At 34.8% G+C, this 18859-nt stretch carries 11 protein-coding genes; 4 read left to right on the forward strand and 7 right to left on the reverse strand.

Annotated features, from left to right (window positions below; translation table 11 throughout):
- Positions 1–20 precede the first annotated feature (20 nt).
- Complete coding sequence (locus ACNQF9_RS07675; protein ID WP_417960118.1) at positions 21–2048, forward strand: beta-N-acetylhexosaminidase; 2028 nt, start codon at positions 21–23, stop codon at positions 2046–2048.
- Between the two features lie 180 nt (positions 2049–2228).
- The gene (locus ACNQF9_RS07680; protein ID WP_417989967.1) at positions 2229–3848 is read left to right on the forward strand and encodes an ABC-F family ATP-binding cassette domain-containing protein; all 1620 of its coding nucleotides are present in this window, start codon (positions 2229–2231) and stop codon (positions 3846–3848) included.
- 81 nt (positions 3849–3929) lie between these two features.
- On the opposite strand, the gene pheT is transcribed toward ACNQF9_RS07680, so the two are convergent.
- Positions 3930–6350 (reverse strand): phenylalanine--tRNA ligase subunit beta, encoded by a 2421-nt coding sequence (gene pheT / locus ACNQF9_RS07685; protein WP_417960116.1) that lies wholly within the window; start codon positions 6348–6350, stop codon positions 3930–3932.
- Between the two features lie 295 nt (positions 6351–6645).
- On the opposite strand from pheT, the gene ACNQF9_RS07690 reads away from it, so the two are divergent.
- Together ACNQF9_RS07690 and ACNQF9_RS07695 are read left to right on the forward strand one after the other, a co-directional pair.
- On the forward strand, positions 6646–8151 hold the full coding sequence (locus tag ACNQF9_RS07690) for an aldehyde dehydrogenase family protein (RefSeq protein ID WP_417989968.1): 1506 nt from the start codon (positions 6646–6648) through the stop codon (positions 8149–8151).
- A 229-nt stretch (positions 8152–8380) separates the two neighbouring features.
- Complete coding sequence (locus ACNQF9_RS07695; protein WP_417989969.1) at positions 8381–8755, forward strand: DUF779 domain-containing protein; 375 nt, start codon at positions 8381–8383, stop codon at positions 8753–8755.
- Position 8756: 1 nt separating this feature from the next.
- Here ACNQF9_RS07695 and ACNQF9_RS07700 read toward each other — a convergent pair whose 3' ends face one another.
- The 6 genes from ACNQF9_RS07700 to recG all read right to left on the reverse strand — a co-directional run bounded on the left by ACNQF9_RS07700 (position 8757) and on the right by recG (position 18689).
- On the reverse strand, positions 8757–9680 hold the full coding sequence (locus ACNQF9_RS07700; RefSeq protein ID WP_417989970.1) for an AraC family transcriptional regulator: 924 nt from the start codon (positions 9678–9680) through the stop codon (positions 8757–8759).
- Positions 9681–9755: 75 nt separating this feature from the next.
- Positions 9756–10619, reverse strand: a complete 864-nt coding sequence (locus ACNQF9_RS07705) for a bestrophin family protein (RefSeq protein ID WP_417960112.1) — start codon at positions 10617–10619, stop codon at positions 9756–9758.
- Positions 10620–10645: 26 nt separating this feature from the next.
- Complete coding sequence (locus ACNQF9_RS07710; RefSeq protein WP_417989971.1) at positions 10646–11959, reverse strand: TolC family protein; 1314 nt, start codon at positions 11957–11959, stop codon at positions 10646–10648.
- A gap of 100 nt (positions 11960–12059) precedes the next feature.
- Positions 12060–15155, reverse strand: a complete 3096-nt coding sequence (locus ACNQF9_RS07715) for an efflux RND transporter permease subunit (RefSeq protein ID WP_417989972.1) — start codon at positions 15153–15155, stop codon at positions 12060–12062.
- An 81-nt stretch (positions 15156–15236) separates the two neighbouring features.
- Positions 15237–16295, reverse strand: coding sequence for an efflux RND transporter periplasmic adaptor subunit (locus ACNQF9_RS07720; protein WP_417960109.1), 1059 nt, complete (start codon positions 16293–16295; stop codon positions 15237–15239).
- Positions 16296–16583: 288 nt separating this feature from the next.
- Complete coding sequence (gene recG / locus ACNQF9_RS07725) at positions 16584–18689, reverse strand: ATP-dependent DNA helicase RecG (protein ID WP_417989973.1); 2106 nt, start codon at positions 18687–18689, stop codon at positions 16584–16586.
- Positions 18690–18859: the final 170 nt, after the last annotated feature.

Below are 18859 nucleotides of genomic sequence, written 5' to 3' on the forward strand. Positions count from 1 at the left end.
ACTTTGAATACCTATACATTATGAAATACTTTTTAATCCTATTATTGGGAAGTTTTGTTTCGAATGCGCAAATTACCAATGAGCAATTAAACCTGATGCCTTGGCCGCAAAGTATAAATTTGACTAGTGGTACTTTCGCTTTAACCAAAAATTTTAAAGTAAATATTACCGGAAATCCAAATCCAAGAATTTTTATAGGCGCAACCAACTTCCTACGAAGATTGGATGGCAGGACGGGGTTGTTTTTGGAGCAAAGCTTTTTGACAAAAGTCAATGAAAAACCCGAAGCCGAATTGCAAATAAATTGTGTTCGTTACGGAAAAATAGAGATTAACGAGGATGAAAGTTATCAACTAACTATCCTTTCCAATAAAATAATAATTAATGCCACAAGCGATTTAGGGGCTTTGCATGGTTTGGAGACTCTGTTGCAATTGCTACAAAATAACAGTACGTCATATTATTTTCCGACGGTTGAGATTCTTGATTCGCCAAGATTTACGTGGAGAGGATTGATGATTGATGCGGCCCGACATTTCCAGCCGGTAGATGTTATTAAAAGAAATTTGGATGCCATGGCTTCAATGAAAATGAATGTTTTTCATTGGCATTTAGCGGACGATCAAGGATGGCGAATTGAAATAAAAAACCATCCGAAATTGACGGAATTAGCCTCAGATGGAAATTTTTATACTCAGGAAGAAATCAAAAATATTGTACAGTATGCGGATGAAAGAGGGATTCTAGTCATTCCTGAAATAGATGTTCCTGGACACGCATCGGCGTTGCTAACTGCTTATCCGGAAATAGGAAGTAAAGTAGGAGAAGGAAAAATCACGTATGAAGTCCAAAGAAATTCAGGAATTTTCAATGCAACTTTAGACCCTACCAATGCAAAAACATATGAAATTTTAAACTCGATTTTTGATGAAGTTTGTCCGTTATTTCCAAGTAATTATTTTCATATCGGTGGTGACGAGAATAATGGAAAAGAATGGAATGCAAATCCTGCTATCCAGAAATTTAAAAATGAAAATAATTTAGTCAACAACCATGATTTGCAGACTTATTTTAATATGAAGTTAATTTCAATGCTCAAAAAACACAATAAAAAATTGATGGGTTGGGAAGAAATAATGACTGAAAACATGTCTAAAGACGCTATAATTCATGCTTGGAGAGGAACTAATGAAGGACAAACCGCTGGAGGAGCATTAATCAAAGCTGCTAAAAGTGGGTACAATACTGTTTTGTCCAATGGGTATTATATTGATTTAATGCTTGGAGTCGAAAGTCATTATTTGAATGATCCCATACCCAAAACTATTATCCTTACTCCCCAGGAAAAAACAAGGGTTTTAGGAGGCGAAGCGGCCATGTGGAGTGAACTGGTGACACCATTAAATATTGATTCCAGAATTTGGCCACGAACTGCCGCAATTGCGGAGCGACTTTGGTCTAATGAGGAGGTGAAGGACATGAACAGCATGCGTAAAAGATTGAAAACAATTTCATTTAGATTAGAAGAACTTGGAATTTCTCATATTAGAAACAAAGAAGTGATTCTGAGAAACATCAGTAACAATCAAGATACGCGTGTATTGAATAATTTTTCGAACCTTTGTGAACCATTGAAAAATTATAAACGCAATGGTGGCGGAAAGAAATACCGGATGCATTCTCCATTAACCTTATTTGCGGATGCTTGCAATGCAGATGCCTTGGAAGCACTAGATTTTAATGTTGCTGTAAGTGCGTATTTAGCGAATAAAAGTAAGGAAAATAAAGTACTAGTAACTGATTTTTTTAAGAAGTGGATTGTCATGAATGTGGATTTAATTACTTTGAGTGCAAATGCTCCGCTGGTACAACCACTTTTACCTTTGTCAAAAAGTTTAAGTGACTTATCCCAGCAGCTTTTACTTGTAATGGATAAAAAGCAAAAAATAAATCCAACGGTATTGGTTGATTTATTAGAGAAATGCAATACGCGAAGTGCTGCTGATGTAGAATTAGCAGTGTATGAGAGTTTAAAAAAATTGCTGTAAACACAAAAATTAAGATTTTTTTTATTAGTAGTTTTTAAATCCTGACTTTTGTGTCAGGTTTTTTTTGAAAATTATTTTAATATTCATTAAAATGCACCTATTGAAAATGTGTTTTTTTGGAATTCAATAAATCAGTATTTTTTTTCGTATTTTTGCAAAAATTTTATAAAATAAATATTCATGTTAACAGTAAATAATTTATCAGTTCAGTTTGGCAAACGAATTTTGTTTGACGAAGTAAATACTACCTTTACACACGGTAATATCTATGGCGTTATCGGAGCCAATGGCGCTGGAAAATCTACTTTTCTTAAAATTATTGCCGGTGAAATGGATCCTACTTCGGGACATATTCATTTGGAACCAGGAAAACGTATGTCGGTTTTAAACCAAAACCATAATATGTTTGACGAAAGTACGGTTCTTGAAACCGTTATGATGGGAAACAAAAGTTTGTATGCTATCAAAAAAGAAATGGATGCTTTGTACTTAGATTACAATGATTCAAATGCAGACAGGATAGGGGAGTTGCAAGTGCAATTTGAAGAAATGAATGGATGGAATGCTGATTCGGATGCTGCATCGATGTTATCAAATCTAGGTATTACAGAGGAGTATCATTATATGTTGATGGGAGATTTGGAAGGAAAGATAAAAGTTCGTGTTCTTTTGGCACAAGCGCTTTTTGGAAATCCTGATTTACTTATAATGGATGAGCCTACCAATGATTTGGATTTTGAAACCATAGCGTGGTTAGAAAATTTCTTGGCCAACTATGAAAATACAGTAATTGTAGTATCTCACGACAGACACTTTTTAGATTCCGTTTGTACGCATATTTCGGATATTGATTTTAGTAAAATAAATCATTATTCCGGAAATTATACTTTTTGGTATGAATCAAGCCAATTAGCTGCAAAACAGCGTGCCCAACAAAATAAAAAAGCCGAAGAAAAGAAACAGGAATTAGAAGAATTTATTCGTCGGTTTTCTGCGAATGTGGCCAAGTCAAAACAAGCTACTTCTCGTAAAAAAATGATTAATAAACTTAATATTTCGGAGATAAAACCATCAAGTCGTCGTTACCCTGCGATTATTTTTGATCAAGAACGTGAAGCAGGAGATCAAATCTTGAATGTACAAAATTTAAGTGCTTCAATTGAAGGTGACGTCCTGTTTAAAGGAGTAGATTTAAATATGGCTAAAGGGGATAAAATTGTTCTTTTCTCGAAAGATTCTCGAGCTACAACTGCTTTTTATGAAATATTAAACGGAAATCAAAAAGCGGATTCTGGAAGTTATGATTGGGGAGTTACAACTAACCAAGCGTATTTGCCAGTAGAAAATCATTCGTTTTTTGAGAGCGATTATTCTCTTGTAGACTGGTTGCGTCAATGGGTAAAGACCGAAGAAGAGCGTGATGAGGTAAATATTCGTAGTTTTCTTGGGAAAATGATTTTCTCCGGCGAAGAGGCTTTAAAAACCTGTCGAGTGCTATCTGGAGGAGAAAAAGTGCGTTGTATGTTGTCTCGAATGATGATGGAACGAGCGAATGTATTAATGCTTGATGAACCAACGAATCACCTAGATTTAGAATCTATTACAGCTTTTAATAACTCTTTGAAAAACTTCAAAGGATCGGTTATTTTTACCACACATGATCATGAATTTTCTCAAACTGTTGCTAATAGAGTTATTGAATTGACTCCTAACGGAGCAATTGATCGCTACATGACATTTGACGATTACCTTGACGATGAAAAAGTTCAGGAATTAAGAACCAAAATGTATACTATTTAAAAAATAAATTCTAAAAAAAGTTTAAAAAAAATCCAGATTCTAATTTTAGAATCTGGATTTTTTAATTTATAAAACCAAAATTTATCTTAAACTAGCGTCAAGTTCAGTTTCAAAATTCTTTTGCAGTTTGCTCATAATTTTATCAATTTGAGTATCTGTCAGCGTTTTTGAATTGTCTTGAATCGTAAAACTCAACGCATATGATTTTTTGCCTTCTGGAAGATTTTTCCCTTCATAAACATCAAATAAATTAATGTCTTTTAAAAGTGTTTTTTCTGTCTGACGAGCAATATTAAAGATACTTTCGTAGCTTACATTTTGATCAATTAACAACGCTAAATCTCTACGTACTTCTGGATATTTTGCAATATCGGTATATTTTATTTTAGTTGAAATCAATTTAAGAATCAAAGTCCAATTAAAATCAGCATAAAACACTTCTTGTTTAATTCCAAAATGTTTTAATATTGATTTTTTAACTACTCCTAATTCTACCAGTACTTCGGTTCCAACGCTAATAGCGATTCCTTCAGAAAAAATATCTGAGACTACAGGCAAATGCTGTGTTTTTTGAATGCCCAATCTTGATAATATTCCTGTTACATATCCTTTGAATAAAAAGAAATCCGAAGGTTTTTGAGTATTAGTCCAGCTTTCCTGGTTTCTATTTCCTGTAAGGAATAAACTTAAATGCTTTTTCTCCTCATAGCCTGCAAGATAATTATGGTATGTTTTCCCAAATTCGAATAATTTTAAATCTGGATTTTTACGATTGATATTATACGATACCGCTTCTAATCCAGAAAACAATAAAGACTGGCGCATTGTTGCTAAATCAGCACTCAAAGGATTTAGCATGGTTACATTATGCGATGCATCTAATTCTTCCGAAAGGGCAACGTAAGAGGCAGTAGTCAACGAATTGGCCATCATTTCATTAAATCCCTGAGAGTTCAATTGTGTGGCAATCGTATTTTGTATTTTATAATCTTCGTTTCTTGGTGAGTTGGAGACTGTAGCATTTAGTTTTTTTGAAAAATTAATGTTGTTGTATCCGTATACTCTTAATATTTCTTCAATAACATCTATTTCTCTTTGTACATCAACACGGTAACACGGTATTGTCAATCCAAGTCCCGCATCGGAAACGCTGTTTACTTTGATATCTAATGAAACTAATATTTTCTTTATGGTATCCTTGGGTAATTCTTGGCCAATAATTTTAGCCACTTTACTGAAGTTTAAAAACACCGAAAAGTCTTCAATTTTTTTCGGGTACACATTGATAACATCCGAAGTTATTTCTCCTCCTGCTACTTCTTGAATCAATAAGGCAGCACGCTTTAATGCATATTCCGTGATGGTTGGGTCAATTCCTCTTTCAAAACGGAAGGAAGCATCAGTATTTAGTTGATGTCTCTTAGCCGTTTTACGAATGCTTACCGGATTAAAGTAAGCACTTTCTAAGAAAATTGAATTCGTATTTTCAGACACTCCTGATTTTTTTCCACCAAATACACCTGCAATACATAAAGGTCCTTTTTCGTCACAAATCATTAAATCTTCCTCGTGTAAGGTTCTTTCTACATCATCAAGCGTTGTAAACTTTGTTCCGGCAGGAAGCGTTTGAACTACTATTTTACCGTTAATTTTTGAAGCGTCAAAAGCATGTAATGGTTGACCTAATTCGTGTAAAACATAATTTGTTACATCGACAATATTGTTTTTTGGATTTATTCCAATTGCTTTCAATCGGTTTTGTAGCCAAGCTGGAGATGGTTTTACAGTAAGTCCAGAAATAGTAACGCCACAATATCTAGGAGCAAGTTTAGGTTCCTTAACATCAATATCAATTTTCAAAGTTCTTTTATCCACTCTGAAATTACTCACTGAAGGTGTAATTAATTCTACATTAACACCACTTTGTAACATTCCTGCTCTTAAATCGCGTGCAGTTCCAAGATGACTCATAGCATCGGCACGATTGGGTGTTAAGCCAATTTCAAAAACCTCGTCATTTTCAATTTTGAAAACCGTTGCAGCAGGAGTTCCAGGTAGTAATGCTTCATCCAGTATCATAATTCCGTCATGGTTATCACCAAGACCTAATTCATCTTCAGCACAAATCATTCCGTGGCTTTCCTGTCCGCGTATTTTTCCTTTTTTGATCGAAAAAGCAACTCCTGCTGCGTCGTATAATGTAGTCCCAATCGTAGCAACAGGTACTTTTTGTCCAGCAGCAACATTATTTGCACCGCAAACAATCTGAACAGGAACACCATTTCCTAAATCTACGGTAGTTATTTTTAATCTGTCGGCATCCGGATGTTGAATACAGGTTAGAACATGTCCCACAACAATGCCTTCTAATCCACCTTTTATTGATTGGTATTTGTCAACAATTTCTACTTCCAGACCTAAATCAGTTAGCAATGCTGCTGTTTCTTCGGAGTTCCAGTCTATTTTAATGAATTGTTTTAACCAGTTGTAAGATATTTTCATCTTTAAATTTTAATGCGATTACTTCGTCAGTTCGACCTTCGGTCTCGGTTGCAAATATAAGGATTGCAGTTTGGAGTAAAAAACAATTTTTTTGGTTTTTTATAACTGATTTAAAGTATCATGTAAGTGTTTTAAATAACAAATAGCTGATATAAATCATAAATAAATATGAAATAAATAATAAAATTAGGTTAAAAAAATAGATATGAAAATTTAATGCTATTAGTTGAATGAATTGTGCTATTCTAAGAATTAGGATGAAGGTATATTTGATAAAACATAAATAGATAACGACATGGATAACGTGGTAAAAAGACCTGATTTTAAGGCAACATATGATAATTATATAGGGGGCAAATTTGTTGCGCCCATAGGCGGGCAATATTTTGAAGTAGTTTCTCCCATAGACGGAAAAGTGTTTACAAGAGCCGCACATTCCACCAAAGCAGATTTAGATTTGGCTGTTGATGCTGCCTATGAAGCTTTCCAGACATGGGGAAAAACATCTGTATCAGAACGCAGTAACTTATTAAATAAAATTGCTCAGGTGATAGAAGATAATCTGGAATATCTTGCAACTGTGGAGACTATTGACAACGGAAAAGCCATTCGTGAAACGTTGGCAGCAGATATGCCTTTGGCAATTGATCACTTTAGATATTTTGCAGGTGTAATTCGCGCTGAGGAAAGTTCCATCGCTGAACTGGATTCGCAAACTGTTTCCATAGCTTTAAGCGAACCTTTAGGCGTAATTGCTCAAATTATACCTTGGAACTTCCCAATTTTAATGGCTGTTTGGAAACTTGCGCCAGCATTAGCAGCAGGTAATACCGTTGTTTTAAAACCAGCAGAAAGTACGCCAATTTCCATTCTGGTTTTGATGGAATTGATTGGCGATATTTTACCTCCGGGAGTTATCAATATTGTTAATGGTTTTGGTGCAGAACTTGGAAGAGCTTTAGTAACCAATAAAAAAGTGTCAAAAGCTGCTTTTACAGGTTCGACAACTACAGGTCGTTTAGTGATGCAATATGCTACTGAAAATATTATTCCGGTTACTTTAGAACTTGGAGGAAAATCTCCAAATATTTTCATGAAATCCGTTGGTGATGCTGATGATGATTTCTTTGATAAAGCTATAGAAGGAGCGGTAATGTTTGCTTTAAATCAAGGAGAAATATGTACGAGTCCGTCCAGACTATTAGTTCACGAAGATATTTATGATAAATTTATTGCCCGAGTAATCGAAAGAACAGCGGCAATCAAATTAGGAAATCCTTTAGATAGAACTACTATGATGGGAGCACAAGCATCTTTGGTTCAAAAAGAAAAAATTCTAACTTACATTAAATTAGGAAAAGATGAAGGTGCAGAAGTATTAATTGGAGGGGAAGAAAATCATTTGGAAGGAAATTTAGCGGGAGGATATTATATCAAACCTACTCTTTTCAAAGGACACAATAAGATGCGTATTTTTCAAGAAGAAATTTTCGGACCAGTTTTAGCGGTGACCACTTTCAAAACTACCGAAGAGGCTATTGCTATCGCAAATGATACAATGTATGGTTTAGGAGCAGGACTTTGGACCCGTGACGCACACGAAATATATCAGGTTCCAAGAGCAATTCAAGCGGGTCGTGTTTGGATTAATCAATACCATTCTTATCCTGCAGGCGCTCCTTTTGGAGGTTATAAACAATCCGGTATTGGTCGAGAAAACCATAAAATGATGCTTGGACACTACCGTCAGACAAAAAACATGTTGATTTCTTATGACAAAAAGAAATTAGGTTTCTTTTAGTTGATAACAAATTAAGGGTTAATTTCAAACCTGACAGATTGTATGATTTGTCAGGTTTATTTTTAAAGGGATATAGTTGATTGAAATCAATTAAAATGGTATATGGAATATACGGATTTTGCGACAAATTGAGTTTCTTAAATAATAATGAATCTGCAAAGTAGCGGTAATTTTATAGCCCAACCATAAACATATTTTAAAATATTTTTGTAAAAAAAACAGTAAAAAAATGATAAAAAGAATTGATGCCACAGAAGAAGCAATAGAATTAATCACTATTTTAAAGGAAAAACATGGTGATTTGATGTTTTATCAAGCAGGAGGGTGTTGTGAAGGAACGCAACCACAATGTTTTGAAAAAGGCGGGTTTTATCAAAGAATGGGTGACGTATGTATAGGTACAATTGAAAATACTGAATTTTGGGTAGACAAAGATTTATTTGAATATTGGAAACATGCACATTTTACTTTGGGTGTAATAGATGCGTTTGGAGCGGGAGGATTTTCCTTAGAAACACCATTGAAAAAAACATTCCGAATCGAATATAGAATTTTTACTCCAGAGGAAGAATTGTCACTTGAACCCGTTGCATTTATAGAATAATCTAGTTTACGTACAATAATTGATATTGTTTAGGAGTAATCCCTTCATGTTTTTTAAACAAACGAATAAAGTAATTACAATTTTCAAATCCTGATAAATACCCAACCTCATTAATTTGTATCGAAGGATTTTTTAGTAATTGTTTGGCACATCTCATTTTTTCGCTAATCACAAATTCTATTGGGCTCATGCCTATTTCTCTTTTGAAAAATCGATAGAAAGAAGTAGTACTCATGCACGCTTTCTCGCTCAAATGTTTTATACTAATATTTTCTTTCAAATTCAATCGAATGAATTCGACTACTTGTGTGATAGGATTTTTTGGATCGGTAAATAAACCATCCTCTATAGCTTTTGCAGTTTGTGTCTGAATAATTCGAATCAATAATTCCTGTAAAGTCAAATCGGCCAAAGCATCTTTTGTAAGTAATGTGCTCATGCATTCTTTGATCAGTTTATTAATGGTCGTTGCGAATTCCACATTATTGTAAAAATAATAATTTTGGAAATTCAATTGCCAGAACTGGTCTTTTCCTTCTTTGGGGTATCTTTCATTCAAAAAATCTAAGGTATCTGTAATTTTAGTTTGGTCTATAGCCAAAGCCAAACATTGTGTCGGGTTATTTTTTGAAGCTTCAGGAAAATCGATTTTCATTTGCACGTTTGAAGGAATGACAACGGTTTCGCCAGGTAAATAGACAAAACTTGGATCGTCTAAGAGGTGCATTATTTTTTTGCCACGCAACATGCTGGTTACCACAAAATCATTAAATTTTAAAGGAACTAACGTAGAAGATTCATATGTTTCAAAAAGATTCAGTTCGCAATGGTTTAAAGAGTAAACGGTTCTGTTTTCTACTAATGTTTTTAACGATTTCTCGTCTGATAAATGTGGTGGATTTATAAAAGCACGGGTACTATTCATAATTTTTAAACTTTAAAAGGGGCAAAGTCTAAATTTAATGAAAATAATTAGAACCAGAACATTGTTTAACAAAACTTAAATTAATTCTTCCACATGTTTTTTGATATTCGCTGCAATTTTATGTGTTGGTAAATCATTTGCATCGCTTCCAAAAGGATCTTCTATTTCCTCTGCAATTAACTCCAAACTAGCCAAAACATAAAAAATAAATACAACAACTGGCACTACATAATAACCCAAACTAAAGGAGTATCCAAAAGGTAAAGTCATTACATAAAAGAAGATAAATTTTTTAAGGAAAGCACTGTAGGAATAGGGAATAGGCGTATTTTTGATTCGTTCGCAAGCACCACAAATATCGGTAAACGATTTGACTTCGTCGTTCAAAATGATAAGTTGGTCCCCTGTTATTTTTTTAGAATCATATAAATCATTAATCTTCTGAAATAGCATTTTTGCTACTTGATTGGGTTTGTGCTTGTGATGGTCAATTTCTAAATCTACATCTTCAAACAATTGTTTGCCTGTATCAGTGTCATTCAAATGTTTGTGCAAGATAGATGCATAACCAGGAATCATTTTTCTGAAATATTTGCGGTCTTTTTCTTCGGGTAACATAGCGGATAATTTTATTGAAAAATTACGACTATTATTAACTAAAGAACCCCATAATTTTCTGCCTTCCCACCAACGATCATAAGCGGTATTAGTCCTGAAAACTAATAGTAATGATATCACAAATCCTAACATCCCATGCATTATGGTGATGTTTTTTATATAACTGGTGTCAGCTAATTTTAAATATTCTACTTCTAAATATCCTACTATGCCAGAATAAGCACCTATAGCAATCATTATTGGAAATAAAGTTCTGAAGGTATCTGCTTTGTGAAAACGAAAAATAAAAGTAAACCAGTCTTTTGTGTTATATGAAACCATTTAAGATATTTTTTAGCAAAAATAAATTAAAAAATAAGATTACCAGCTAATTCTCGGAGTGCAATTTCAGATAATTTCCCTTGAAATTGAGCATTACTATACCGCACTTTAGCATTGACATAATTCAATTGCGCCGTTCTAAATTCTAAAGTAGTTATAGTCCCAATTCTAAACTTATCTAATGTTATACTGAGATTTTGTTTGGCTATTAATTCATTTTTTTCTTCTAAAAAAATTAATTCTAAATTAGTTAAATAAGTTTGATAAGAAGTAGCCAATTGGGAGTTTAAAGCTAAATTTTGTTGCTCTATATTCAGTTTGGAATTCTGAATTTGAATCTTGGCGATTTTCTCATTTCGGTTTTGAGAAAAACCATCAAATACATTTAATGTGGCACTAAAACCATAATTAAAACCTCTTGATTGTGATTGTGCAACAAAACCCAAACTGGATTGACTTTCTGAAAAATTATAGGCAGTATTTACCCGAACGGTTGGATAACGGGCTGCTTTTACCTGTTTCAATTCTAATTCAGCTACTCTTTTATTGATGATTTGGGCCTCTAATTGTGGATTTTGCTTTTCGGCCAAAGCAGTTAGTTCCGGAAGTAATAGCAGTCCATCGACTTCAAGAACATCGATTACTCTGAAATTAGTGGTTACGTCCCGGGCTAACAATTGATTTAATAAAATTTTGCTGTTAGCATATAATTCTTTCTGTCGTAGTAATGCCACCTGATCAGTATTAAGGTCTACTTGGGCATTTAAAACTTCTAATTTAGAGGCTTTCCCAATGGTAAATCTGTTTTGTGCCAAATTCAGCCGCTGATTCGAAATGACTATTGTGGTGTCTAAAGCGGCTAATTGTTGTTGTTGTTGCACTAAATCATAATACGCCGCATTTACATCGCTAATTCTTGTGATTACGGTTAGTTTTAATTGTGCTTCACCCAATTTTTGTAGTTCTTTCAATTGGTCCATTCGGGCAAACATTCTAAGTCCGTCAAAAACAGTCCAATCCAATCCAACGCCATACGTTAAATTATTATTTTTAGCGTTGTCTAATTCAGTTTGGGTTCCGTCCTGACGTGTTTGAGAACTATTTTGAACGCTGTTATTATCAAAAACAGAAGCTGTTACCGTAGGTAGCATTCCTGCATTTCCTATTGCTACGTTTGTTTTTTGTATCGATAAATTATTAGTGGCAATTTTTATTTCGTAATTATTTTCCAATGCAATTTTTACAGCATTTTCTAATGTCAAAACTTCTTGAGCATTCGTTTTTACGATACAAAATAAGAGTAATATAAAACTTTGAAATAGTATTTTAATAGTCTTCATAATTATATTTTTTGGTCAAGATTTTCCGAATTTTTAAATTAAAAAAAGATAATCGGCGTCAGCTAAGTTCCATTTAAATTATTAGATGTATGTATAGAAATTATTTAACTTCTTTTTCATATTCTTCAATATGATCAAATTCAGGATAATGTTTTCTAGCTTTAGACCACATCAAATACATAGCTGGGATAACGAACAACGTTAAAACCAATGAGAAAATAGTTCCGCCTACAATAACAACTCCCATCCCAATTCTACTTGTTGAAGCTGCACCAAGTGACATTGCAATAGGCAATGCACCTAATGAAATTGCTAAACTGGTCATTAAAATTGGTCGTAATCTTGCTTCCGAAGCTTCTAAAATGGCTTCTAATTTTGGTTTTCCCTGTTCCCGAAGCTGATTGGCAAACTCGACAATCAAAATCCCATTCTTGGTTACTAAACCGATAAGCATAACAGTACCAATTTGACTAAAAATATTCCAAGTCTGATCAAATAGCCATAAGGAAAATAATGCACCGGCAACCGCCATAGGAACAGTCAGGATAATAATGAACGGATCAATAAAACTTTCAAACTGGGCTGCCAGAATCAAAAAGATTAACAGTAAAGCTAGACCAAATGCAAAAGCGGTATTCGAACTGCTTTCAACAAAGTCTCTTGATTCGCCTCCTAAATCTGTTGTAAATGTATCATCAAGTACCTTAGCTTTTATATCATCCATTGCTTGAATACCGTCGCTGATACTTTTACCAGGAGCGAGACCGGCTGAAATAGTGGCAGACATATATCTATTATTATGATACAATTGTGGCGGATTGCTTTGCTCTTCTACTTTTACAACATTATCCATTTGAATCAATTGGCCTATATTGTTTTTGACAAACATAGAGGTCAAATCCAATGGTTTTGAACGATCTTTTTGGTCAAATTGCCCAATTACTTGATATTGTTTTCCATTCATCATGAAATAACCAAAACGCTGTCCACTCAACGAAAGCTGTAAGGTTTGGGCAATATCAATCACGGAAATTCCTAAACTTTCTGCTTTTTCACGATCAATTGTGACATTGATTTCAGGTTTATTGAATTTTAGATTTACATCCGTAACAGCAAAAGTTTCATTTTTGGCTGCTTCATCCATAAACAAAGGAATTTTTTCTCGTAGTTTTTCAAAGTTTGGAGCCTGAATAATATATTGTATCGGTAAACCACCACGCCTGTTTACAGCAATGGTTGGTTGTTCAATTATAGATGTTTTTGCTTCGGAATATTGCTTGGTCCATTTGGTTAATTTCTCTGCAATCTCTTTTTGGGAATCTTTTCTATCACCTGGTTCTACTAATGAAACTCGTATGAAACCACTATTTACAGAGGATGATCCATAACCGGGTGAGGTAATTACCAAGCTGACTTTTTTACCCGGGATCGAATCATCTACTAATTTTGAAACTTCTTGCATTAAGCGATCTGTGTATTCATATGAAGAGCCCTCGGGAGTAGTCATACGCATCGTAAATCCGCTTCGGTCATCATAAGGAGCTGTCTCTTTTTGTAATAAATTGAAGAAAAGATAAATCAATCCAAAACAAACAAAAAGAATGGGAAAACTGAGCCACTTTTTTTTCATGAAACGGGCCAGCGAACTTGCATATCCTTTATTTAATTTTTGAAAATAAGGTTCGGTTTTAATATAAAATTTTGATTTTTTTTGTTCACCACCTTTCATTAAATAGGCATTCAACATTGGGGTTAATGTCAACGATACAAAAGCAGAAATTAATACGGCTGCTCCAATGACGACACCAAATTCCCGAAACAGCCTCCCGACAAATCCTTCAAGGAAAATTACAGGTAGAAATACTGCTGCCAAAGTTACAGAAATGGATATTACGGCAAAGAAGATTTCGTTAGATCCTTTGATGGCCGCTTCTATCGGTGTCATTCCTTCCTCAACTTTTTTGAAAATATTCTCGGTGACAACAATTCCGTCATCAACGACCAGCCCGGTTGCCAAAACAATAGCAAGCAAAGTCAACACATTAATGGAGAATCCAAAAAGCCACATTATAAAGAAAGTAGCAATCAACGAAACGGGTATATCAATTAAAGGTCTAAAAGCAATAGCCCAATCCCGGAAAAAAAGATAAATAATTAAGATTACCAGAATAATTGAAATCCCAAGTGTCTCCGCTACTTCAATAACCGATTTTTTTACAAAAATGGTATTGTCAATAGCAATGTTTAATTTAATATCCTTGGGTAAATCTTTTTTTAAAGCTTCGAAAACAGTGTAAAATTCTTTAGAAATATCTAGGTAATTCGCTCCCGGAAGTGGAACAATGGCAACACCAACAAGAGGTGTACCGGATTGAGTCATTTTGGTTTCTAAATTTTCAGGTCCTAATGTGGCGGTACCTACATCACTAAAACGAACTACTTTTTCCCCATCGGTACGGATGATTATATTGTTGAACTCTTCGGCAGTGGATAAATTCCCAACAGTCTTTACCGTTAATTCGGTGTTTTTTCCAGTCAGTTTTCCAGAAGGTAATTCGACATTTTGCTGGTTCAAAGCGTCTCTTACTTCTGAAACGGTGCAACCATACGAAGCCAGCTTTACAGGATCAATCCACAATCGCATGGCATATCTTTTTTGTCCCCAAATCTGAACACCACTTACGCCTGGAATCGTTTCTAATCTTTGGGAAATTACGTTTTCGGCATAATCACTTAATTCTAAAGCACTTCTGGTATCACTTTGAACAGTCATCGAAATAATCGCCTCTCCATTGGCATCAGCCTTAGAAACTACTGGAGGAGAATCAATATCCTGTGGAAGGTTTCTTACAGCTTGTGATACTTTATCTCGAACATCATTGGCTGCATCTTCCAGGTTTTTATCCAAATTAAATTCGATAGTAATATTGCTGCTTCCTTGGGCACTGGAAGAAGTCACATTTCTAATCCCGTCAATAGAATTGATTGCTTTCTCTAAGGGTTCAGTAATTTGGGACTCAATAATATCAGAATTAGCACCTGCGTAGTTGGTACGGATAGAAACTTGAGCCGGATCAATTGAGGGGAATTCACGAACGCCTAGAAAAGTGTATCCTATTATTCCAAACAACACAATGGCTAGATTGATAACTATAGTCAGTACGGGCCTTCTAATACTTGTGGTTGATAAACTCATTTTTTTTTTGAATTATGAATTTTAAGTTATGATTATTAAATTTTCTGGTGAAAACTCATAATTCACAACTCACAATTAAAATTATTTTATAGTTACTTTTACAGGAGTTTCATTTTTCAAAGACATCACACCACTAGTAATAACGGTATCACCCGCTTTTAAACCAGAAAGTACTAAAATTGACGCATCTGTTCTGGTAGCCGTTTCGATCATTATTTCTTTGGCCTGACCATTACTAGAAATAAAAACTTTTTTCCCGTTTTGTACCGGAATAATAGCTTCTGTAGGTACAACAATAGCATCTTGTATAATATCCAATGGCATTTCTACATCAGCAAAAGTTCCAGGTAATAATTTGCCATCTTTATTATCCGCAATGGCACGTACTTGTAATGTTCGGGTACTAACTGCAATCTCTGGATCAATAGCATACACATTAGCAGTATATTTTTTATCAGAGCCGGCAATTTTAAAAGTTATTGTTGTATTTTTTTTAACTTGATTGGCATATTTTTCTGGGATTGAAAACGTAATTTTTAATTTCCCAACATTAACTAATTTCGCAACTAATACTGTTGGCGTTATGTAAGTACCCGGCGAAATAGAACGCAAACCAATTTTTCCAGAGAATGGCGCTCGTACTGATGTTTTTGCAATTTGTGCTTTGATCAACTGACTTTGGGCTTGTGCCGATTTTAAATCAGCACGTGCTAAATCGTATTCTTCCTGACTAATGGCTTCTTTTTGAAGTAATAATTTGGCTCGTCTTTCGTTTTCCGAAGCCAATCCTTCTCTGGTGGAAGTTTGTCTTAATTGTGCTCTTAATTCTAAATCATTGACTTTAAAAAGTACTTGTCCTTTACTGACAGCACTACCTTCCTGAAAATAAATTCCTTCTACTATTCCTGAAACTTCACTTCGAATTTCTACTTGCTCATTGGCTTCTATAGAACCTGAAAGGGATAAATTATTATCAAATGTTTGGTATTTAACTACAATACCGCTTACGTTCATTTGTTTATCTTTTCCTTTAAGATCATTTGGATCTCCATTTTTACTTTTGTTCTCTGAGATTCTATAAACAATAAATCCAATTATTCCGATCGTTAACAAGGCATAAACAAGGTGTTTTATTTTCATATTTGTTTTGTAAAGTAGGATTAGGTATCAATAATTTTAGTTAAATGCAAATCTAATATTTAGGAATGGTAATTGACGAATTGTTAATTTTTATTTAACGTTTGTACATACAACTATTAATAATAACATAATATTGCATTTAAATTAAATGCCACAAAATTCGCTTTGTAATTTTCTATGACTGTAAAAATGTAAAATGGTTTAATCCAAAGTATAAAAAATATGCGATTTTACTTAAAATAAATTCAAGAGACTTTTACTAAAAAGAAAAATATAGTAACTATTAGTTTAACTAATATAATTCCAAATATTTTTCTTTTTGGTCATTTCAATAAAAACAGCTCTCAAAGCAGCATGCTCCGGTTTTTGCATCCCGGCATCTTCCTTGAGTAAGTGTAACGCATAATTTCTGGCTAATGCTAAAGTGTCTCGGTCTCGAACCAAATCGGCAATTTGAAGATTAAGCACACCGCTTTGTTGGGTTCCCATCAAATCGCCCGGACCACGCAGCTTCAAGTCGACTTCGGCAATTTCGAAACCATCGTTCGTTTGCACCATCGTTTCCATTCGGGTTTTACTGTCCGAACTCAGTTTGTGACTGGTCATCAGGATGCAATAACTTTGTTCCGCACCACGGCCCACACGACCGCGAAGCTGATGCAGTTGCGACAATCCAAAACGTTCCGCACTTTCTATAATCATTACACTGGCGTTAGGAACATTCACGCCTACTTCAATCACGGTGGTGGCGACCATAATATTGGTTTTTCCTTCCGAGAAGCGTTTCATTTCGGCATCTTTATCCGCCGGTTTCATCTTTCCGTGAAGGATTGAAATTGAAAATTGTGGCAACGGAAAATCTCTGGAAACACTTTCGTAACCGTCCATTAAATCCTTGAAATCCATTTTTTCCGATTCCTGAATCAGCGGATACACAATATAGATTTGGCGACCCAAAGCAATTTCGTCCCGCAGAAATTTCCAAACCTTCAATCGGTTGCTGTCAAAACGATGAACGGTCTGAATCGGTTTTCGTCCTGGAGGCAATTCATCAATCACCGAAATGTCTAAATCGCCATACAAACTCATCGCCAAAGTTCTGGGAATAGGCGTGGCGGTCATCACCAAAACGTGTGGCGGTATCACATTTTTCTTCCACAATTTAGAGCGCTGTTCTACACCAAAACGGTGTTGTTCATCAATCACAGCCAGTCCTAAATTCTTAAATTTCACTTTATCTTCCAGTAAAGCATGTGTTCCGATAAGAATGTGTAACATACCATTTTCCAGTTCTTCATGGATAATTCTGCGTTGCGCTATTTTAGTGGAACCCGTTAGGATTCTGATATTGATGTTTAACGTTTCGGCCAATTCAGATAAACCAATAAAATGCTGATTCGCCAAGATTTCCGTAGGTGCCATCAAGCAGGCTTGGAAACCATTATCAAGTGCCAAAAGCATGCTCATAAAAGCCACAATTGTTTTTCCGGAACCTACATCGCCTTGCAACAATCGGTTCATTTGGGCATTGCTTCCCATGTCCGTTCGGATTTCTTTGATCACTCTTTTTTGGGCATTCGTCAATTGAAAAGGCAAATGATGCTGATAAAAAGCATTGAAATAGTCGCCTACGGTTGCAAACGGATGTCCTTTTATTTTATGTTTCCGAATCAAGTTTTTAGTGATTAATTGCAACTGAATAAAGAACAATTCTTCGAATATTAATCGGAATTTGGCTTTCGCCAAAACATCAGCGCTTTTTGGAAAATGAATGTTGAATAAAGCTGCTTTTTTAGGAATCAGTTTCAGTTCGTTGATTAAATAATCCGGTAAAGTTTCTGTGAATAACGCTTGCGTTTCCAGAAACAATTGTTGCATCAGTTTATTAATCACTCGGTTTGAAATCCCGCGATTCGTCAAGGTTTCTGTCGAAGGATAAACGGGTTGCATCGCCGAACGCAGACTTTGTTCGTGTTCGCTCATCAATTCAATTTCCGGATGCGCCATATTGAACGCATTCCCAAAAGACGTGCATTTCCCAAAAATCACACAGATTTCATTGAGCTTTAAACTCTCCCGAATCCATTTGTGACCTTGAAACCAAACGAGTTCCATTTGTCCCGTATCATCCACAAAAGTAGCGACCAATCGTTTTTGGTTTCGTCCAAATTCAACGGTTTTGATATTGATGATTTTACCGATGATTTGAACTTCGGCACTATTGTTTTGCAGTTCATTAATCTTGTAATACCGCGTTCTGTCAATGTATCTGTTTGGAAAAAAATTAACCAAATCCACGTACTTATAAATCCCCAATTCCTTGCGTAGCAATTCGCCCCGATTGGGACCAACGCCTTTGAGGTATTCAATGGGAGTGAGTAGGAGGTTGCTCATTTAGATTTTTTTGGACACGGATAAAACGGATTTGCTTCTCTCGACTTCGCTCGAGATGGCAAAAACGCAGATTAAAACGGATTTTTAATTTGATGGAGCGAAGATAGTTTTTTGTTTGGAAATTTGGAAATGATGAAATAAAGGAATTAGATAATTTGAAAACGGCATAA

Source organism: Flavobacterium amylolyticum (assembly GCF_048284335.1).
Lineage (GTDB): Bacteria > Bacteroidota > Bacteroidia > Flavobacteriales > Flavobacteriaceae > Flavobacterium.

Bases quoted from the DNA above. Each gene is read 5' to 3' on its own strand.
- ACNQF9_RS07675 (WP_417960118.1), top strand. From the start codon at position 21: ATGAAATACTTTTTAATCCTATTATTGGGAAGTTTTGTTTCGAATGCG.
- ACNQF9_RS07680 (WP_417989967.1), top strand. From the start codon at position 2,229: ATGTTAACAGTAAATAATTTATCAGTTCAGTTTGGCAAACGAATTTTG.
- pheT (WP_417960116.1), bottom strand. From the start codon at position 6,350: ATGAAAATATCTTACAACTGGTTAAAACAATTCATTAAAATAGACTGG.
- ACNQF9_RS07690 (WP_417989968.1), top strand. From the start codon at position 6,646: ATGGATAACGTGGTAAAAAGACCTGATTTTAAGGCAACATATGATAAT.
- ACNQF9_RS07695 (WP_417989969.1), top strand. From the start codon at position 8,381: ATGATAAAAAGAATTGATGCCACAGAAGAAGCAATAGAATTAATCACT.
- ACNQF9_RS07700 (WP_417989970.1), bottom strand. From the start codon at position 9,680: ATGAATAGTACCCGTGCTTTTATAAATCCACCACATTTATCAGACGAG.
- ACNQF9_RS07705 (WP_417960112.1), bottom strand. From the start codon at position 10,619: ATGGTTTCATATAACACAAAAGACTGGTTTACTTTTATTTTTCGTTTT.
- ACNQF9_RS07710 (WP_417989971.1), bottom strand. From the start codon at position 11,959: ATGAAGACTATTAAAATACTATTTCAAAGTTTTATATTACTCTTATTT.
- ACNQF9_RS07715 (WP_417989972.1), bottom strand. From the start codon at position 15,155: ATGAGTTTATCAACCACAAGTATTAGAAGGCCCGTACTGACTATAGTT.
- ACNQF9_RS07720 (WP_417960109.1), bottom strand. From the start codon at position 16,295: ATGAAAATAAAACACCTTGTTTATGCCTTGTTAACGATCGGAATAATT.
- recG (WP_417989973.1), bottom strand. From the start codon at position 18,689: ATGAGCAACCTCCTACTCACTCCCATTGAATACCTCAAAGGCGTTGGT.